13 protein-coding genes, 1 tRNA gene and 1 pseudogene are annotated in these 16,792 nt (G+C 44.5%); 7 read left to right on the top strand and 8 right to left on the bottom strand.

Features of this window, described 5'->3' with window-relative positions; all coding sequences use genetic code 11:
* Nucleotides 1–170: 170 nt before the first annotated feature.
* A complete protein-coding gene (locus NP165_RS15600) occupies nt 171–1,709 on the bottom strand; it encodes a DUF3612 domain-containing protein (protein ID WP_257086841.1) in 1,539 nt (512 codons plus the stop codon).
* A gap of 161 nt (nt 1,710–1,870) precedes the next feature.
* Here NP165_RS15600 and NP165_RS15595 point away from each other — a divergent pair, with 161 nt between their 5' ends.
* The gene (locus NP165_RS15595; protein ID WP_257086673.1) at nt 1,871–2,446 is read left to right on the top strand and encodes an aldolase/citrate lyase/malate synthase family protein; all 576 of its coding nucleotides are present in this window, start codon (nt 1,871–1,873) and stop codon (nt 2,444–2,446) included.
* Nucleotides 2,447–2,514: 68 nt separating this feature from the next.
* On the opposite strand, the gene NP165_RS15590 is transcribed toward NP165_RS15595, so the two are convergent.
* Entirely contained in the window at nt 2,515–3,213 is a 699-nt protein-coding gene (locus tag NP165_RS15590; RefSeq protein WP_257086672.1) for a MaoC family dehydratase, read from the bottom strand.
* 318 nt (nt 3,214–3,531) lie between these two features.
* Between NP165_RS15590 and NP165_RS15585 the strand changes: the two genes are divergently transcribed.
* Nucleotides 3,532–3,622 (top strand) — tRNA-Ser (locus NP165_RS15585).
* A 159-nt stretch (nt 3,623–3,781) separates the two neighbouring features.
* Here NP165_RS15585 and NP165_RS20115 read toward each other — a convergent pair.
* From NP165_RS20115 to NP165_RS15575, 3 genes and pseudogenes are all read right to left on the bottom strand, one after another.
* A pseudogene (locus NP165_RS20115) lies at nt 3,782–3,992 on the bottom strand (cupin domain-containing protein); the annotation flags it as partial.
* Between the two features lie 175 nt (nt 3,993–4,167).
* On the bottom strand, nt 4,168–4,683 hold the full coding sequence (gene napF, locus NP165_RS15580; RefSeq protein ID WP_257086671.1) for a ferredoxin-type protein NapF: 516 nt from the start codon (nt 4,681–4,683) through the stop codon (nt 4,168–4,170).
* Entirely contained in the window at nt 4,676–5,245 is a 570-nt protein-coding gene (locus tag NP165_RS15575; RefSeq protein ID WP_306439766.1) for a molecular chaperone TorD family protein, read from the bottom strand. The genes napF and NP165_RS15575 overlap by 8 nt, the downstream gene beginning before the upstream one ends.
* A 198-nt stretch (nt 5,246–5,443) precedes the next feature.
* Between NP165_RS15575 and NP165_RS15570 the strand changes: the two genes are divergently transcribed.
* From NP165_RS15570 to NP165_RS15555, 4 genes are all read left to right on the top strand, one after another.
* A complete protein-coding gene (locus NP165_RS15570; protein WP_257086669.1) occupies nt 5,444–7,888 on the top strand; it encodes a DmsA/YnfE/YnfF family dimethyl sulfoxide reductase in 2,445 nt (814 codons plus the stop codon).
* 11 nt (nt 7,889–7,899) lie between these two features.
* Nucleotides 7,900–8,520, top strand: coding sequence for a DMSO/selenate family reductase complex B subunit (locus tag NP165_RS15565; RefSeq protein WP_257086668.1), 621 nt, complete (start codon nt 7,900–7,902; stop codon nt 8,518–8,520).
* Nucleotide 8,521: 1 nt separating this feature from the next.
* On the top strand, nt 8,522–9,367 hold the full coding sequence (locus NP165_RS15560; RefSeq protein WP_257086667.1) for a dimethyl sulfoxide reductase anchor subunit family protein: 846 nt from the start codon (nt 8,522–8,524) through the stop codon (nt 9,365–9,367).
* A gap of 369 nt (nt 9,368–9,736) precedes the next feature.
* Nucleotides 9,737–11,692 (top strand): methyl-accepting chemotaxis protein, encoded by a 1,956-nt coding sequence (locus NP165_RS15555; protein WP_257086666.1) that lies wholly within the window; start codon nt 9,737–9,739, stop codon nt 11,690–11,692.
* Nucleotides 11,693–11,798: 106 nt separating this feature from the next.
* On the opposite strand, the gene NP165_RS15550 is transcribed toward NP165_RS15555, so the two are convergent.
* Together NP165_RS15550 and NP165_RS15545 are read right to left on the bottom strand one after the other, a co-directional pair.
* Entirely contained in the window at nt 11,799–13,181 is a 1,383-nt protein-coding gene (locus NP165_RS15550) for a coniferyl aldehyde dehydrogenase (protein ID WP_257086665.1), read from the bottom strand.
* A gap of 360 nt (nt 13,182–13,541) precedes the next feature.
* Nucleotides 13,542–14,624, bottom strand: coding sequence for a YkvI family membrane protein (locus NP165_RS15545; protein WP_257086664.1), 1,083 nt, complete (start codon nt 14,622–14,624; stop codon nt 13,542–13,544).
* Between the two features lie 525 nt (nt 14,625–15,149).
* Between NP165_RS15545 and NP165_RS15540 the strand changes: the two genes are divergently transcribed.
* A complete protein-coding gene (locus NP165_RS15540; RefSeq protein ID WP_257086663.1) occupies nt 15,150–15,299 on the top strand; it encodes a hypothetical protein in 150 nt (49 codons plus the stop codon).
* Nucleotides 15,300–15,328: 29 nt separating this feature from the next.
* Here the strand turns inward: NP165_RS15540 and NP165_RS15535 are convergent, their stop codons facing one another.
* Nucleotides 15,329–16,726, bottom strand: a complete 1,398-nt coding sequence (locus NP165_RS15535) for a class II fumarate hydratase (protein WP_257086662.1) — start codon at nt 16,724–16,726, stop codon at nt 15,329–15,331.
* Nucleotides 16,727–16,792: the final 66 nt, after the last annotated feature.

The raw sequence follows: 16,792 nt of genomic DNA, 5'->3' as shown, positions 1-16,792 counted from the left end.
GCCTAAAACAACCTTTTTTGCTTGTTTTTAAAGTTGGCACGGTTAATGCTTTATATTAAGTGACCCTTATTAAGCCGAGGGTCACCTAGCCAACTGACGTTGTTAGTGAACCTTTTTGTTCACAATCAAATACAGCCAATCACGCTTTTTGTGGTTGGCTATTTTTTTGCCTATTGCTCAATATTCTCTTCTGCATCCTGACAACCGCTATAACAGCTTGGCTTTCTGGGGCACACAGCGCCACGTGAACAAATCACCCTAGCGTCTGATTGAATCCCACGCTCAATCCAGTTGATATTAAGAATTTTAGCTATCGTCGTAAATTCTTTCTGGATGTGTCTTGGAATTGCCGCTGTGCCGCCATTCCCGACGCAGAGTGATTTCAGCTCTTCTGCAATTAATCGGGAGTCTCCACCTTGTGCGTCAATGGCTGGGTTCAGGTCTATACCCGCACAAAGCACACGATTGTTGCCCGCTGGGTCCGTCATGTTCACGGATTCACAACAGTAGATTCTCGGCTCGTCACCGACGTTCAGAATCGAGATTTGTGCGGAGCTGCCGTTTTGTGGCTCTGACAGTCTTCTGAACACGGCCCAATGCTGACAAGGATCATTTACTTTACGCATATTGCCCCATGGTAGCGGGATGCCATTACCACGATAGACCGCTTTCAGTTTGTTCTGCCCATATGCATCAAAGTAATGCCAGTGTGGATAAGGGGAAACAACCGTCATCCTGCGCATTGCAACCGAAGGGGATACGCCAGCTTTCTTGTGCACGTCAATTTCATAGCCATTTCTATCCAGTAATTGACGGAAGGGGACTTTCGGGCAAAGCAACGCGCCAGCAAAAAAGCTTGATTCAAAATCACGCCAGGCTTGCAAAATATCTTGTGAGTTAAGCTCTGATGTTGGGTTCTGGTGTAAATTTTCTTCCCAACTATTTGTGTGTCCAACGGAAAGTACGCTTTTCAAGCCTTCCTTGTTGTGCAAAACGCAGTGGCCAAGGTAAACCGCCAAATCGTACTTCAAGCGGGTAGGGTACTGTTTGAGAATTTCGTTCAGATAGATGAAACCCGGTGGCTCGAAGAACGAGGTGATAATTTGCTTTGCACTCACACCCAGCTCATCAACAATGTCTTGTGGTGGACGAGATATCCAGCGAATGGTTAAACCCATGCTGCGGGCAATATCCATTAAATCTTCCGCAGATAGGTTTAAACGCTTCAAGCCGACCTCTTCTGCTGCTCGCTCTAAATCAGGGAAGTGGTTTTGGTTGCTCTCTTGGTGAGCGCGAATCAGCAAATGAGCGAACTGGCGACCCGTGATCCCGGTTTGAGAAAGCATTTCTGGAATCGCGATCTGTAAAATGTCGTTTGAGAACAGGAAGCTAGGCTCTAAAGCCATACCGCTGATCCCTCCGCGATTGCCTTTGTCGGGAGTAATGTCTGTTTGCTCTGGTTCATCGTCCAAAAACCACGCAGGATCTTTTTGAAAAACTTCGGCGATCACTTCCAACATATCGATGCTCGGAACGCGTTTGCCACGTTCAATCATAGATAGGTAAGAAACAGACGGCGCGTACTCAGGATTCACTCTTATACACCTTGCAGACAGATCTTCCATCGTTAAGTGATTGCGTTTCCTGAGATTTCTTATCTTTGTCCCTAAAAAATGGGACTGACGTATGAGACTTTTTGACAGCATAATTTTGTAAAATTCACAGTGTAAAATTTTTGTTGTGAAATTGTATAAAAAAATTCACTAGTATAGAAAGTAAGCAAGGTCACAAAACGAACATGAATAAAACGTAACCGTTCAGAAACTTGCTCTAGGACAAAAAGTTGTGAAACATCCGCGAGGGAAACGCCATGAATATGCTAACAATCGATAAAACAGAAATCCAAAAACACGACATGCCATTTATCGCTGAAGCAGTCTTCGCGGTAGAGAAAATGGACTCGAACCAAACTTCCGAGAAGCAAGTAAAAGCAAAACAGCTGCTAGACCGTCTGTTCCCGCTTGAAGAAGGCTCTCACCAAGAAGTAACCGCTTATGTGATTGATTACCGCCACGTAATGGCTTACTTCAAAGACGGCCGCCACAGTGGACTGAAACATCCGAAGCACTTTGTTGCTTTCAGTGGAGAGAAAGAGTCTCCGGCATCTATCCTGTTCCGAGATGGCAAGGGTAGCCATGTAGAGCTGACATTTGGTAAGCAAAAAGGAAACGGTTGTGTTCAACTAGTTCAAATCGCAGACATCCAATTAGAAACTTGCACTATGTTCCCACAAGGTACATCTGAAGTTGCGGCGATGCGTCACTGGATTAGCCTGGTAAAGGGTGATGAGAAGGGTAAACCAAGAGCGTGTACAGAAGAGAAAGAGTACACAGCTAAAAATGGTGATGATTACCAACTAGATTGCTGCTACACCATGGGTCAGTAAACTAAGATAAAGAAATAAAACGAAAAAAGGATACGCACTGCGTATCCTTTTTGATTTGGAATCTAAAATTAGAAGTGCAGCTGAATAACTGAAGTGACTACTGCACCCGGGCGACGAACGCCTTCAATTTCTACTTTAATCTCGCGCTCAATTTCCAACCCTTTACGAATAGGAGTAACTTTCGACAGAGTACTCACTGCGCGAACGCGGTTTCCGGCTTTTATAGGGTAAGGAAAACGCACTTGGTTTAGACCAATATTCACTACCATTTTGGCCGTTGGGAATAAGTTCTGTTCCGGATCAACACTGTCAGTCAATTTTGGCAACAGCGCTAACGTTAAGAAGCCATGTGCAATCGTTGTCTTAAATGGCGACTCAGCTGCAGCTCGCTCAGGATCAGTGTGGATCCATTGCATGTCTTCCGTTACTTGGCCAAATTGGTTGATTCTTTCTTGTGACACATCAAGCCAATCACCTGTATGGATCACTTCACCCAGCTTCAGTTCTAGCTCATCGTACAACTTTTGAGCTTCTGGTTTTATCTCTATAATAGGCTGTATTGACTCTGGCACTACTGGCGTTTGGAGTTCATCATTGACCGCTGGTTGCTGAAGATCGCGTAGACGAGTAAACAGATGGCGGTTATTTGCTTTAGTCAAAAACTCACCCCAGTACTCACGCATAGTAGGAGATACCCACTGCATGAACTCTGAGTGTTGCTTTGAATCTGATTCACCACGATGTTTAAACAAGTCAGCGACTTTCATAAAACCTCTGAAATTTATTATTTATTTCGGTTAATGATGTAATTTTGAATCACTTCACAAACTTGTGCAATGCTTTTCGGGCGTACAAGTGTTGCTTGAAACATATATTTATTTTATTTTTCATAAACTTAACAATAAAACACTATTTTATTAGAATTGAAATTGTAGAGTATTTACCCTATTTAAGTAACAAAACCCCTAGATGGTACGAGTATAGAACGAATGCAAAAGTATGCTTAGTTTCTCACCACTTAAACAAAACAATGTAAATTAGTACTTTACAAGGTGAAGGCTGATAACTAATATACGCCACGCAACGGAGAGATGGCTGAGTGGTTGAAAGCACCGGTCTTGAAAACCGGCATACGTTAATAGCGTATCTAGGGTTCAAATCCCTATCTCTCCGCCACATTCAAAGATTAAACCGCTGTTTTTACAGCGGTTTTTTCGTTTTTATACCTCAAAATTCGACAAATACAAAAGGATGATACAGATGTATTTGTTGAGACTTCCAAATAGCGTGTGCTACACACGTGTAGCGACTCCCCCTTTCTATTCAAGCAATCACCACGGTATTCGCTGGCACAAACAACATCGCGTTATGGGGCACAATGGCTCTTTTATCACCAATGGTCGATTGCAGCAGTCCAGGTAAGAGGAAACACGATTTGGTGCCATGGGTGTGCGTGAGCGTCATCAAAATAACCGAAAGGCATGCGAATAGTCTTGGTTATGAGCTGTTTGTCTGGAGAATGACGAATCAAATCGTTAGCGAGCATGTTGGCGGTTTATCGATGTTTTATGTCTTTTAGTATAAAACGCGTTACATGCGGTTGACATAACATCGTTAGCCAATCGTTATACCAATAGGCAAAAATATGCGTATTCACCTTATTATCTACGAACATTTCGAAGTGCCTGAAATTTGTTGCGCTCACGAGAACGGATGAGTTTTTAGCTCGCATTATATAACTGCATGGTGATCGCATCGGTATAGCAACTGGTGCGACATTGCCCGCAGCCATTGCAGAGTTCATTGTGTAAGCTTGGCAGTCCATCGGCTTGAACAGAGATAGCATGCTGCGGGCAGGCCGAGGCGCATTGCTGGCATTCCATCTGAAGATAATTGTTGCAGCTTTGCGTAAAGTGCGGGCGCAAGTTGATATCCAGTGGCACAGAAGCATGCAGCGCATCGCTAGGGCAGGCTTTGACACACTCGCCACATAAACTGCATTGGTTGTAATCGAGATTGAGCTGCGCCAGTTGAGCATCCAGTTCAATGACACTATTTGGGCAAGCTTTTAGGCATTCACCACAACCGTCGCATAGACGAGCAAACAACGCCTCATCAACCGTGTGAGGTGGGCGTGCTACGGGACGCGGTGTTATCTCTGCTTGCTGAGCTCGTTTTACTGGTTGGCTAAAACGGCTCAGAAAGCCTCTTCGATTATTATCGATGGATTCATTCATCTAAATAGATCTTCTTTTTCACTACATTAATGCGCTGTTGTTGAATCAACGTATCTAGCCATTTTATGACGTCTGCTGCCAATCGCTGATAAAACGGGTTTGGCGCTTTGTCTCTGAGTTGCTCAAGATAGGTTGAGCCCCAAGGCATTAAATGTTCTCCGAGTAGATCGAATGCTGCCTGTGTTTGATCTTGTTCTAGAAAGTATGCGCAGGCTAACAGCATTAAGCCGAATTGATCCTCTGGCTCACGTTGACCTGAATCTAGTTCGATACCGTGCTGTTGTAAAAATAGTCGATATTGCGTGTTCGATTCGCCGAACAATACCTGCTCTTTGTCTAAATACACCGATCCCCAAGGTGGGACTGGCATACTGCCCATTCCTTCAAATAGCGCACTGAAATCATGGTCATGTTGTTCTGGTTCTAAAACTGAAAGTGCATCCAACGTTTCATTTTCGAGAACATATTCTTCGACTAATGCACTAACCAGTTCGACTGATTCCGTTTTGCTGCGCTTGTGATAAAACAGAGTGCCTAGTAACTTAAAATTATAGATAATAATTCTCATTTCAATAAATTAACCTAACTGCAAGTACTCGATATTCTTCCATAGATTGATTAAAAATTGCCTCAAGATCGACTAATTAAAATTAAATTCCTAATTACTTTGATTTATATCAATAGTGAGTTGGCTCATCATTTTAATGGAATGGTCATACCCCTAAAGTGGTATATGCATGAAATGTTAAGGCATCCAATTATGACGAAGAATAAACAGCAATCTGACTTGATGAATCTGACTCGTCGCGGGTTCATTAAAGCGAGTTCTGCGGTAGGTAGCGCAGCGGCGTTAGCCAGTGGTATTAGCTTACCATTTAAGTCTAGCCCTGCGCGCGCGGCAGAATCAGTAACAACGGACGAGAAAGTTGTATGGAGCGCATGTACAGTAAACTGTGGTTCACGCTGCCCGCTCCGCATGCATGTACAAAATGGTGAGATCAAATATGTTGAAACCGATAATACAGGTGGAGACGTGTTTGGAGACAGTCCTCAAGTAAGGGCTTGTCTTCGTGGACGTTCAATGCGTCGCCGAGTCTACAACCCAGACCGATTGAAGTACCCAATGAAACGGGTTGGGAAGCGTGGTGAAGGTAAATTTAAGCGTATCAGTTGGCAAGAAGCATACGATGAAGTCGCCACGACGATGCAGCGTTTAATTAAAGACTACGGCAATGACTCAATCTATTTAAATTACGGTACGGGCACGCTTGGCGGGACGGTCACTAAGTCTTGGCCGCCAGCATCCACATTGATTGCTCGTCTGATGAATTTATGCGGTGGCTATTTAAATCACTACGGCGATTATTCCACAGCGCAAATTGCGGAAGGTCTTAGCCATACTTACGGCGGTTGGGCGATGAACAACTCGTTCTCGGATTTAGCCAACGCAAAACTCAATATTCAGTTTGGTAACAACCCAGCTGAGACGCGTATGTCGGGTGGTGGTTTGATTCATCACTATGTCGAGAGTAAGAACAAGTCCAACGTAAGAACCATCATTATTGACCCTCGCTATACGGATACCGCAGGCGGGCGTGAAGACCAATGGATTCCAATTCGTCCTTCTACGGATGCGGCGTTGGTGGCAGGCCTGGCGCATGTGCTGATCACGGAGAACTATGTCGATCAGGCTTTCCTCGATAAATACTGTATCGGTTACGATGAGAAAACCCTGCCAGCGTCAGCACCAAAAAACAGCGACTACAAGTCATACATTTTAGGCTTGGGTGACGATGGGGTAGAAAAAACGCCGCAATGGGCTTCTAAGATCACAGGGATTCCTGTCGACACCATTATCAAATTAGGCCGAGAAATGGGCGCAAACAAACCATGTGCCATTCACCAAGGCTGGGGTTTGCAACGTACGGCGAACGGTGAATTAGCATCACGCGCTATCGCTATGCTGTCTCTACTGACTGGCTCTGTCGGTGTGTCTGGTGGTTCAACAGGTGCGCGTGAAAGCGATATCAGTATTCCTTTTGTTCGTTTCCCAACGGTACCTAACCCAGTAAAAACCTCTATCTCGATGTTCTTGTGGACGGACGCGATTTATCGCCACCATGAAATGACAGACAAAACCGATGGTGTGCGCGGTGCAGAGCGCTTAGCCAATCCGATCAAGATGATTTGGAACTACGCGGGCAACTGCTTGATTAACCAGCATGCGGAGATCAACCGTACTCACGAAATTCTACAAGATGACAAAGCGTGTGAAATGATCGTGGTGATTGATAACCACATGACATCTTCCGCTAAGTACGCCGATATTATCCTGCCGGATTTAACCACCTCTGAGCAAGATGACTGGGCGATGGACGGCAAAGCTTCAAATGCGCCTTATTTCATCTATGCCCAGAAAGCGATCGAGCCTCAGTTCGAAGCGAAAAGTATCTACGAAATGTGCTCTGAAATCGCCAAACGTATGGGAGTAGAGAAAGAGTTTACCGAAGGGCGGACGCAACAAGAGTGGGTGGAACATTTGTACGCGGAAACCCGCAAGCAAGACCCATCTCTACCAACCTTTGAAGAGATGAAAGAGTTGGGTATTTATAAGCGTCAATATCAGCGTGATTACATCGCTTATCAAGACTTTCGTAATGATCCTGAAGCCAATCCACTTTCAACACCAAGTGGCAAGATTGAAATTTACTCTGAAACACTAGCGAACATTGCTAAAGAATGGACGCTAAAAGAAGATGAGGTTATTCATCCACTGCCTATCTATGTGGATTCGTTTGAAGGGCACAATGACCCGCTAACAGCCAAGTACCCACTGCAACTGACTGGCTTCCACTTTAAAGCGCGCTGCCACTCTACATACGGTAACGTCGCTTTGCTTAAAGCCGCTGCGCGTCAGGAAGTATGGATCAACCCGATCGATGCCGAGGCTCGTGGAATCAAAAACGGTGACATGGTGAGTATCTTTAACGATCGCGGTGAAGTGCGGATTCCCGCAAAAGTCACACCACGTATCTTGCCTCACGTCGTCGCGTTAGGTGAGGGTGCTTGGTATGCCCCCGATGGACAAAAAATCGATCACGCCGGCTCGATTAACGTGTTAACCACCCAACGACCTAGTCCGCTAGCGAAGGGTAATCCACAACACACCAATCTGGTGGACATTAAGTTGGCTAATAAAGCATAAGGTAGGTAAGGATGAAACAATACGGCTTTTACATAGATTCAAGTAAATGCACAGGTTGTAAAACTTGCCAGCTTGCTTGTAAAGATTATCGGGACTTGGACGTGAAGCGTAATTATCGCCGCGTGTATGAATACGCTGGTGGCGGCTTTGTCCAAGATGGAGATACGTGGATTCAAAACGATGTGTTCTCTTACTATTTGTCCATCGCGTGTAACCACTGCTCAAATCCAGCTTGTGTGAAAGTGTGTCCGTCAGGCGCGATGCACAAACGCCAAGAAGATGGTTTGGTGGTAGTAAACGAAGAGGTTTGCATTGGCTGCCAGCACTGTAGCAACGCTTGTCCTTATGGCGCGCCTCAGTTTAGCAAAGAGAAAGGCCACATGACTAAGTGCGATGGATGCTACGAGCGTGTGGCTGATGGCAAGCAACCAATGTGTGTTGAATCTTGTCCTTTGCGTGCGTTGGAATTTGGGGAAATCCAGGTATTACGTGAGAAATACGGCACAAACGCTGACGTTGCGCCACTACCTTCTTCACACCTGACTTTGCCCAATATTGTGATTAAGTTGAACAAGAATGCTAAGCCAACGGGTGATACAACGGGCTATTTAGCAAACCCTCAGGAGGTTTAAGATGATTTTCCATGAGTATTCTTTAATCTTCTTTACGGTGCTGGCGCAAACGGCCGTCGGTGGTTACCTACTCGTTAGCGCGCGTGCGTTGGCCATGGGTTTTGATGAAGCAAAAATCAACAGCTACAAAGTGCCGATGTTTGCGCTGTGGGCGATCATGGGGTTGGGCTTTCTGTTCTCGATCACCCATTTAGGCTCTCCGCTACGCGCATTTAACTCCTTTAATCAGCTAGGTTCAGCGTGGCTGTCGAATGAAGTGTTCTTTGGTGCTGCGTTCTTCGCTGTTGGTGGACTACAGTGGTTGCTGTCAGTACTGAATAAAGGCGGTGCCGCACTTCAAAAAATCTTAATGATTGGTGCGATGGTTCTGGGTTGTATCTTTATGTATTCCATGGTGAATGTGTACATGATCAATACCGTTCCAACCTGGTTTAACATTTACACACCGCTAAGCTTTGTGATGACAATGGTGGTAGGTGGTTTGTTGCTATCGCAGCTGGTGATCGTATCTGCCAAGGATAGCCGCTTCACTGTGGATCGTAATATCGTGATGCTGGCTGTTGTTGCGGTTGCGATTAGCTTGGTCGTGACGGTGGGCAAAATGAACCTTGTGAGTGAAGTACAAAGTTCAATTGTTAAAGCTTCTGAGCTGGTGGATGGACTTGGCGGCTACCTGAGTGTGCAAGTGGCACTTTTACTGGTTGGTCTACTCATCTGGGTGCTACCAATGATCAATAAATCGAGTGTCAATCCACTTAACTTAACGGTTGCACTGGTATTGATCTTAGCGTCTGAGCTGGTAGGTCGTGCCCTGTTTTACAGTTTACATATGACCGTGGGGTTGTAGACTGCCTTTAATATCTGATTTTGGGACTAATACCTATCTCTCCGCCACATTCGAAAAGTCCACTGAGTAATCAGTGGGCTTTTTTCGTTTCTGTGTACAAGCCTAAGGCGCACGTTATAAAAGTTCTCTTTTAATTATCTAGCCCGTACACCAAACATTATCGTGTTTGTAATCCAGTCTGTTTTCTTTATTCATGATCTTCCAAACCGTTGTGTCCGATTATGGAGTGGATGCTATCGCGAGAGCCATCCAATCAGATTCTATTTTCAGATTAAAAACCGTTTAATTATGCAACGAAGTTATCATAACGACTTAGACATCGCGCATATACTATTGGTTGCATTTTGATGTCAGGGACGGGGATAAGTGATGATGTTAAAGAATCTTAGGTTGGGCGCTAAAATTGGGTTGGGCTTCGGCGCCGTTTTAGCCCTGCTTTCGCTCGTTTTAGGGGTAGGAATATATGCTCTACAAAAAGCAGATGATGGTATCACGGAGTATCGAGAGTTAGCGCGGGATTCTAACCTCTCTGGCAGATTGCAGACTCAAATGCTGATGCTGCGCATGAACGTCAAAGATTATTTGATCACTAACAGCGACGGTGACATACAGCAGTACAATGATTACGCCACCGCTATGCAGGAGTTTCTCAATGACGCCAAACGAGAGATCCAAAAGCCAGAGCGAGCATCACTAATCGCAGAGATTGATAAGGACATTAGTACTTATAAAAGCGCGTTTGATAAAGTGGTGGCTCTAACCGATCAGCGAAATACGCTAGAGACAACTCGCTTAGTACCTAATGGCGAAAAAATGTTGGCGGCTATTCATAAAATCATGGCGTCAGCGTATCAGGATGGGGATGTTGAAGCGGCTTATCAAGCGGCGAATGTTCTGGAGAAAATGCTGGTTGGTCGTTTGTTTGTCGTCAAGTTTCTTGATACGAGTTTACAAGAGGACTTTGAGTTGGCGGTTGAAAACATGGATGTCCTACTTAAACCTGAGCTAAAAGAAGTCGATACCCTGTTACAGAACCCAAAACGCAGAAGCTTACTTACTGAGTTCGTGCAATCACATGATGATTATCTTTTAGCGATGAACGAGATTCGCAACCTTATCGTGGAAAGTGACAACATTGTTCACAACACATTAGATGTCCTTGGCCCTCATGTGGCAGAAAGTGCAGAGCGCGTGAAATTGTCCGTAATGCAAGACCAAGATGCCCTTGGCCCTGTACTTAAGGAAAACACGGATAGAAGTGTGACGCTTACCATTATTTTGTCTGTCATTGCTATTGTGTTAGGTGTGCTCGCGGCTTATTTGCTAACGACTACGATCACCAAGCCGATCCAAAAAGCGGTCGATGCGGCGAATCAACTTGCTAAAGGTGATTTGACGATCCATGTTGGCTTAACGAGTAAAGATGAGACAGGGAAGCTTTTGGAAGCCGTACAAAATACCGCGAATCATCTCAAGCAGATGGTCTCTACTATCTCTTCCGCGAGTGCTGAGCTGGCATCCGCTTCTCAGGAGTTGGCTGTGGTCACGGAGCAGACATCCAAGGGAATTAATTTGCAGGAAACGGAAACCGAAATGGTGGCGACTGCAATGAACGAAATGGCGGCCACAGTGAGTGAAGTCGCGGATAATGCAGCCAAAGCCTCTGATGCAGCGAACCAAGCCGATCAAGAAGCAAGTTTAGGTGCAGCCGTTGTTCAGCAGACCATCAGTTCAATTAACTCTTTGTCGGACAGTGTGAACGACTCCTCTGAAAAGTTGAATGAGGTACAACAAGAAGTCCTTAACATCAGTAATATTCTGGAAGTAATAAGAGGGATCGCAGAGCAGACTAATTTACTTGCGCTGAACGCAGCAATAGAAGCCGCGAGGGCAGGCGAGCAAGGAAGAGGTTTTGCCGTTGTTGCTGATGAAGTACGTTCTTTAGCTGAAAGGACGCAAGGATCAACGTCTGAAATTCAAGCGATCATAGAGCAGCTTCAAGTCGGTACGAAAACGACGGTAGAAGCAATGAAACAAGGACGAAATCAAGCCGACAATTGTGTTGAGCAAGCGATAAAAGCCAATGATGCTCTTGATGCGATCACTCGTGCAATAGGCGTTATCAACGACATGAACATGCAAATTGCCAGTGCTTCTGAGCAGCAAAGCTCGGTGGCGGAAGAAATTAATAAAAATGTGGTGAATGTTAAGCGTGTTGCGGAGGAAAACGCCGTTGCTTCTAATCAGACAAGCAGTTCGAGTGCAGAAATTGCGCGCCTTGCTGAAGATTTAGGTCAACTTGTATCGCAATTTAAAGTGTCGTGATCGTTTCCCGTTTTAAAAGCCCGCTGAACAATCAGCGGGCTTTTTTTCGCGATTTTTCAATAAATAGTCAACATATGTTGAGAAATCGCGTTGACTCTACTTGGTATTAAGACTTTAGCTTGGCAACGAACTTTAATGCTTTGTCTGTCAAACGGGTATAAGGCGGCATAAAGTATTTCATACTCGAGAAACGACCACGGTAAAACACAGGGCGAAGTTTAGAAAAGGTTAAAAAGCCTTCGTAGCCATGGTAATGCCCCATACCGCTTGCCCCAATGCCTCCAAATGGCATATCGTGCTGTGCAACGTGGAACAGTGCGTCGTTTACACAAACGCCTCCTGACAATAGGCGTTCAATGTAAAAGTCTGCCAGTTGTTTGTCATTGGTAAACGGATACATGGCCAATGGGCGGTCTCTTTGAATCACGTAGTCGATGACTTGTTCACTGTCCTGATACGTATTTACCATCAAAATCGGCCCGAAGGTCTCGCGTTGGCTGATGATCGCGTCTTCATTTGGGTTGATAATCAACATAAGCGGAAATTTTCTGCTATCTGAATCAGGGTCCTGTTCACTTAGGTTAATGACTTCAGCCCCCTTATTTTGTGCATCTTCAACCGTGTCCAATAAACGTTGGAAAGATGTATCGTCGATGATTGACGTATAGTCTTGGCTGTTGATATCGGGACAATGCTTTTTAACCCACGCTTTCGCATCGGAAACAAATTCATTTCGCTTGTTCTCTGGTACAAACGCGTAATCGACGTTAACGCATATTTGACCGGCGTTGAACTGTTTGACGTACATAATGCGCTCTACCGCTTTTTCCATCGGGAAATCAGGCGCAATAATAGCGGGCGATTTTCCTCCCAGCTCTAAACTGACAGGAGTGAGATTCACAGAAGCAGCGGCCATCACTTTTCTACCCGTTTCACCAGAACCTGTAAAAAATAGGTGATCAAAGGGGAGTTTAGAAAACTCGATACCCACGCCCCCTGTTTCTTCAAAGAAGGCTAATTTATCTGATGAAAAATATTTAGGTGAAATTTGATTCAGTAGTCGGGTTAATTGAATGGAGTTTTCTGACATTTTCACCATGGCGCGGTTACCCGCTGCAAAGGCTGCGGATATCACAGAGAAACTCAAGTTGAGCGGAAAGTTCCAGGGCGTAATAATTCCGACCACACCGACGGCTTGAGGGATGACTTTATTTTTTGCTCCCGTATATAAAACTTGGTCGATTTTTCTGCTCTGAGGCTTCATCCATTTTTTTAAGTGTTTAATATTAAAAGTAATATCGTCAGTCACTGGAATGATTTCTGCTATCAGCGTTTCATGATAGGAGCGATGACCATAATCCGCCTGAATGGCCTTGATTAACGATTCACGATTGTCGTTTATCATTTTTTTTAGGTTGGTTAGATGTTCTTTTCGCTCCTGGTAAGACTCTTGGCCTGAGTTGTTAAATTCATATTTTTGAGCTTGCAAGCAATGCTCCAATTGAAAACTTGTTTCGTTGACCAACAGACTCGCCTGATTCATAAATACCTACTTTTTTAAAATGATTCGAGTTCGTGAATTACTTTGTATCTAAGTGAAATAGCGTTTACGAAATGGTGTAGTTAACTTAGATATTGATTTTATATGATTAATAGTAATTAACCTATATAGAAGAAGACAGTCATGTCATTGCAGAATTAGGCGTAATGATGAGAGGGTGATTGAAAAGTTTGAAGATTTCACCGCATTGATGAAAGCTTTTATCGAAAAAAGCCGCTGAACTCTCAGCGGCTTAATTTATACAATTTGTCTCTTAGTGAGCGCTAGTTACGCTATCAGTAATCTGGATTATTCAGTAGCGAAAGCAGGACGCTGAAGCTTGGCTGAGTCTTTTTTCAGTTTGAATGGTGCGTAGATAAGTGCTCCAACCAGGAATAGTCCTAAATAACCGATAAGTGGGTAGAAGACCGCAACCAACTGAGTGAATCCTGCAAAGCTAGCAACGAAACCTACAGCCAGAGTAGCGAAGATGAATTTGTTTGCTTTTGGTGTTTTCATTGGCACAAAGCGCGCTGCAAATGCGTAGAACATGCTGACTGCAGTATTGAAGATCATACCAAACAGAATGAACGTCATGAAGGTCGATAGTGCTGGTGAAATCATGTCGATGATTTTTAGCAGTGGCATTGGGTAGTTTGCAACGACTTCAATTTTTGAGAATAGGGCTAAGTGGCTAAGAATAATCAAGACACCTACACCAGCGCCGCCTAGTAGACCACCAAGTTTTGCAACTTTTGGATTTGTTTCTGCACCGCCCATGACCAGCGCCATAGCAGCACCAACCGCAAGGTTGAAAGAAACATAGTTAATAGCGGAAACAAACCAGTGTGGAAGTGTAGACTCTACACTTTCTGCAATTGGCGCTAGTGAGTCAAAAGATTGATCCATTGTGATAATGCTGTAAGCACAAATCACAACGAGAGCGACGATCAAAAATGGTGTAATACTGCCAATTACTGCGACAACGCGATTAACATTCATCATCGCCGTCAGACCGATCAGTACAGTAAGAATAATGCTACCGGCGTACGCTGGTAAGTCAAATTGCTGGTTTAGAAGCGAGCCCGCTCCCGCGATCATCACGACACCTACACCAAACAACGTAAAGATGATGACATAATCGACGATGACACCAACCCAACGACCGCTAATTTGGTAGATGACTTTTTTGTGCGACATCGTTTTTGTTTGAGAACCTAGCATAGTTAGCATCATGCCTAGGTATGCAAACATTGCTGTAGCGACAACGGCTGCTGCAGTGCCCCAGAGGCCAAAGCTTGTGAAGTATTGCAACACTTCTTGTCCGGATGCAAACCCAGCTCCGACGATAATTCCAATAAACGCGCTCGCGATTTTAAGAATGTTCCACATGTTAGGCTAATCTCCTGGTCGATTGACAATCACTTTATGTAGTTATTTATTTTTGTATTTGTAGGTTTAATGGTGACCAATGTTAATCACCACGTTAACTGCGGCGTAATAAGTATCACAATTGTTAATAGTGGCGCACTTTGCTTTGTTACATATGTGATCGATGGTGGAAGCTTGATAATGAATTGTAAAAGTGCTTGAAAATGCATGTTACAAAGTATAGAGCTTTTTTAGCTTTTAACTACACTAAATTTTTAGGATGTCGTGATGTATGGATAAGGTAAAAACTAACTAATAATCAATGACTTGATGTTTAACTTTTGTAAACCATCACCTTGGCGTTTAATTTTACTAAACGCTCGTTTTTGTTTTTCTATTCACTCCTTATTCATTTATCGCGAGCCTTTCGACCAATTTATTTAACTTTAAATGGCCACCTTATTTTGAGGTTGTTTCTTTCGATTTGTTGGATAAACGCTTAGACTTGGCGTCCTGAAATTTTGGTTTTACTTATGAGGAAATTGAATGAACGCGAACCAAGCTAATGTGGTGCAATCTGCTGAAGTCGCTCTGTCGCCAAAACGTGACGTGATTTTGCGTGAAATGGCATCGCTAGCAAAAATGGCATCAGTGATTGCTGTGCCACTTTTGCTGCTCTCTCTGGCTTGGATCTAACCAGAATGTCGCACAAGGAGTGTGCTTTGTTATTCCGCTAACCCACCTTGCGCCAGTTTAGCGGGGTCTAACAGGCGTTTTAGTGTTTCTCTGTCCAGATCGGTTTCTTGCTCTGCGACATCTATGATAGCTCGCCCTTCTTTATACGCTTTTTTAGCAATCTCAGCGGCTTTTAAATACCCGATGACTGGGTTGAGCGCCGTCACTAATATTGGGTTTCTTGCTAAGGCGTGCTGTAAGTTGTCTTCTCGAATCGTGAAGGTAGCGATAGCTTTATCAGCTAGAGCGACAGAGCTATTCGTCAGTAGCTCAATGCTCTCTAAAATATTGTGCGCAATGACGGGCAGCATCACGTTAAGTTGAAAGTTACCGGACTGCCCAGCCACAGTGATGGTCGTATCATTACCGATGATTTGAGCACACGCCATAGCGGCCGCTTCTGGAATCACAGGGTTTACTTTGCCCGGCATGATTGAAGAGCCTGGCTGTAACCCTTGAAGTTCTATTTCACCCAAGCCAGCTAGCGGGCCAGAGTTCATCCATCGTAGATCGTTCGACATTTTCATTAACGCGACAGCCGCCGTTTTTAATTGGCCAGAGAGTGCGACAATGGCATCTTGGCTACTCAGGTTATAGAAAAAGTTGCTGCTGGACGTGAAATTCAACTTCGTGGTTTGCGATAAATTATCAGCAAACATGCGGGGAAATCGCGGATCGACATTAATGCCTGTGCCGACGGCTGTACCACCTTGTGCCAGCGCTTTAACGGTGACTAAGCTCTGTTCAATTCCTTGCTTTGCTTGCTCAATTTGGTATTGCCAGCCTCCTAATTCTTGGTCGAATGTGACTGGCATGGCATCCATCAGGTGCGTTCGACCGGTTTTAACGATCTCCCCCAATTCTAGTCGTTTGATTTTAAGGGTTGATATCAGGTGCGTTAGAGCGGGAAGTAGCTGCTTTTCGATACTGAGCGCTGCGCTGACTTGAATCGCACAAGGGACAACATCATTGCTGCTTTGGCCCATATTGACGTGATCGTTAGGGCTGACGTCGCCACCTAGAATCTCGCTGGCAAGCGTTGCAATGACCTCATTGGCGTTCATGTTTGAACTTGTGCCAGAGCCAGTCTGAAATACATCTATCGGGAATTGATTTTGGTGCTGACCATCAATAATGGTTTGTGCCGCATCCGCAATCGCATTGGAAATATCACCTTCCAATAAGCCTAGTTGAGCATTGGTTATTGCTGCGGTTTGTTTGATGTACGCTAAAGCCTGAATAAATGTCTCGGGCATAGTGTGTCGACTAAAGTGAAAGTTATCGACCGCCCGTTGTGTCTGAGCTTGATACAACGCATCAGTAGGGACTTTCACTTCGCCCATGCTGTCTTTTTCTATGCGGTATTGTTGAGTTGAGGGTAGAGTCATGTTGGTACCTTTTGTTAATCCGCTGATCTTTTCATTCGTTTAATTTTAGAATATTGGCAAATTCAA

Source organism: Vibrio japonicus, assembly GCF_024582835.1.
GTDB classification, from domain to species: Bacteria; Pseudomonadota; Gammaproteobacteria; order Enterobacterales; family Vibrionaceae; genus Vibrio; species Vibrio japonicus.
Note: the sequence above shows the minus strand (reverse complement) of the source record. Positions and strands in the feature narration are given on the sequence as shown.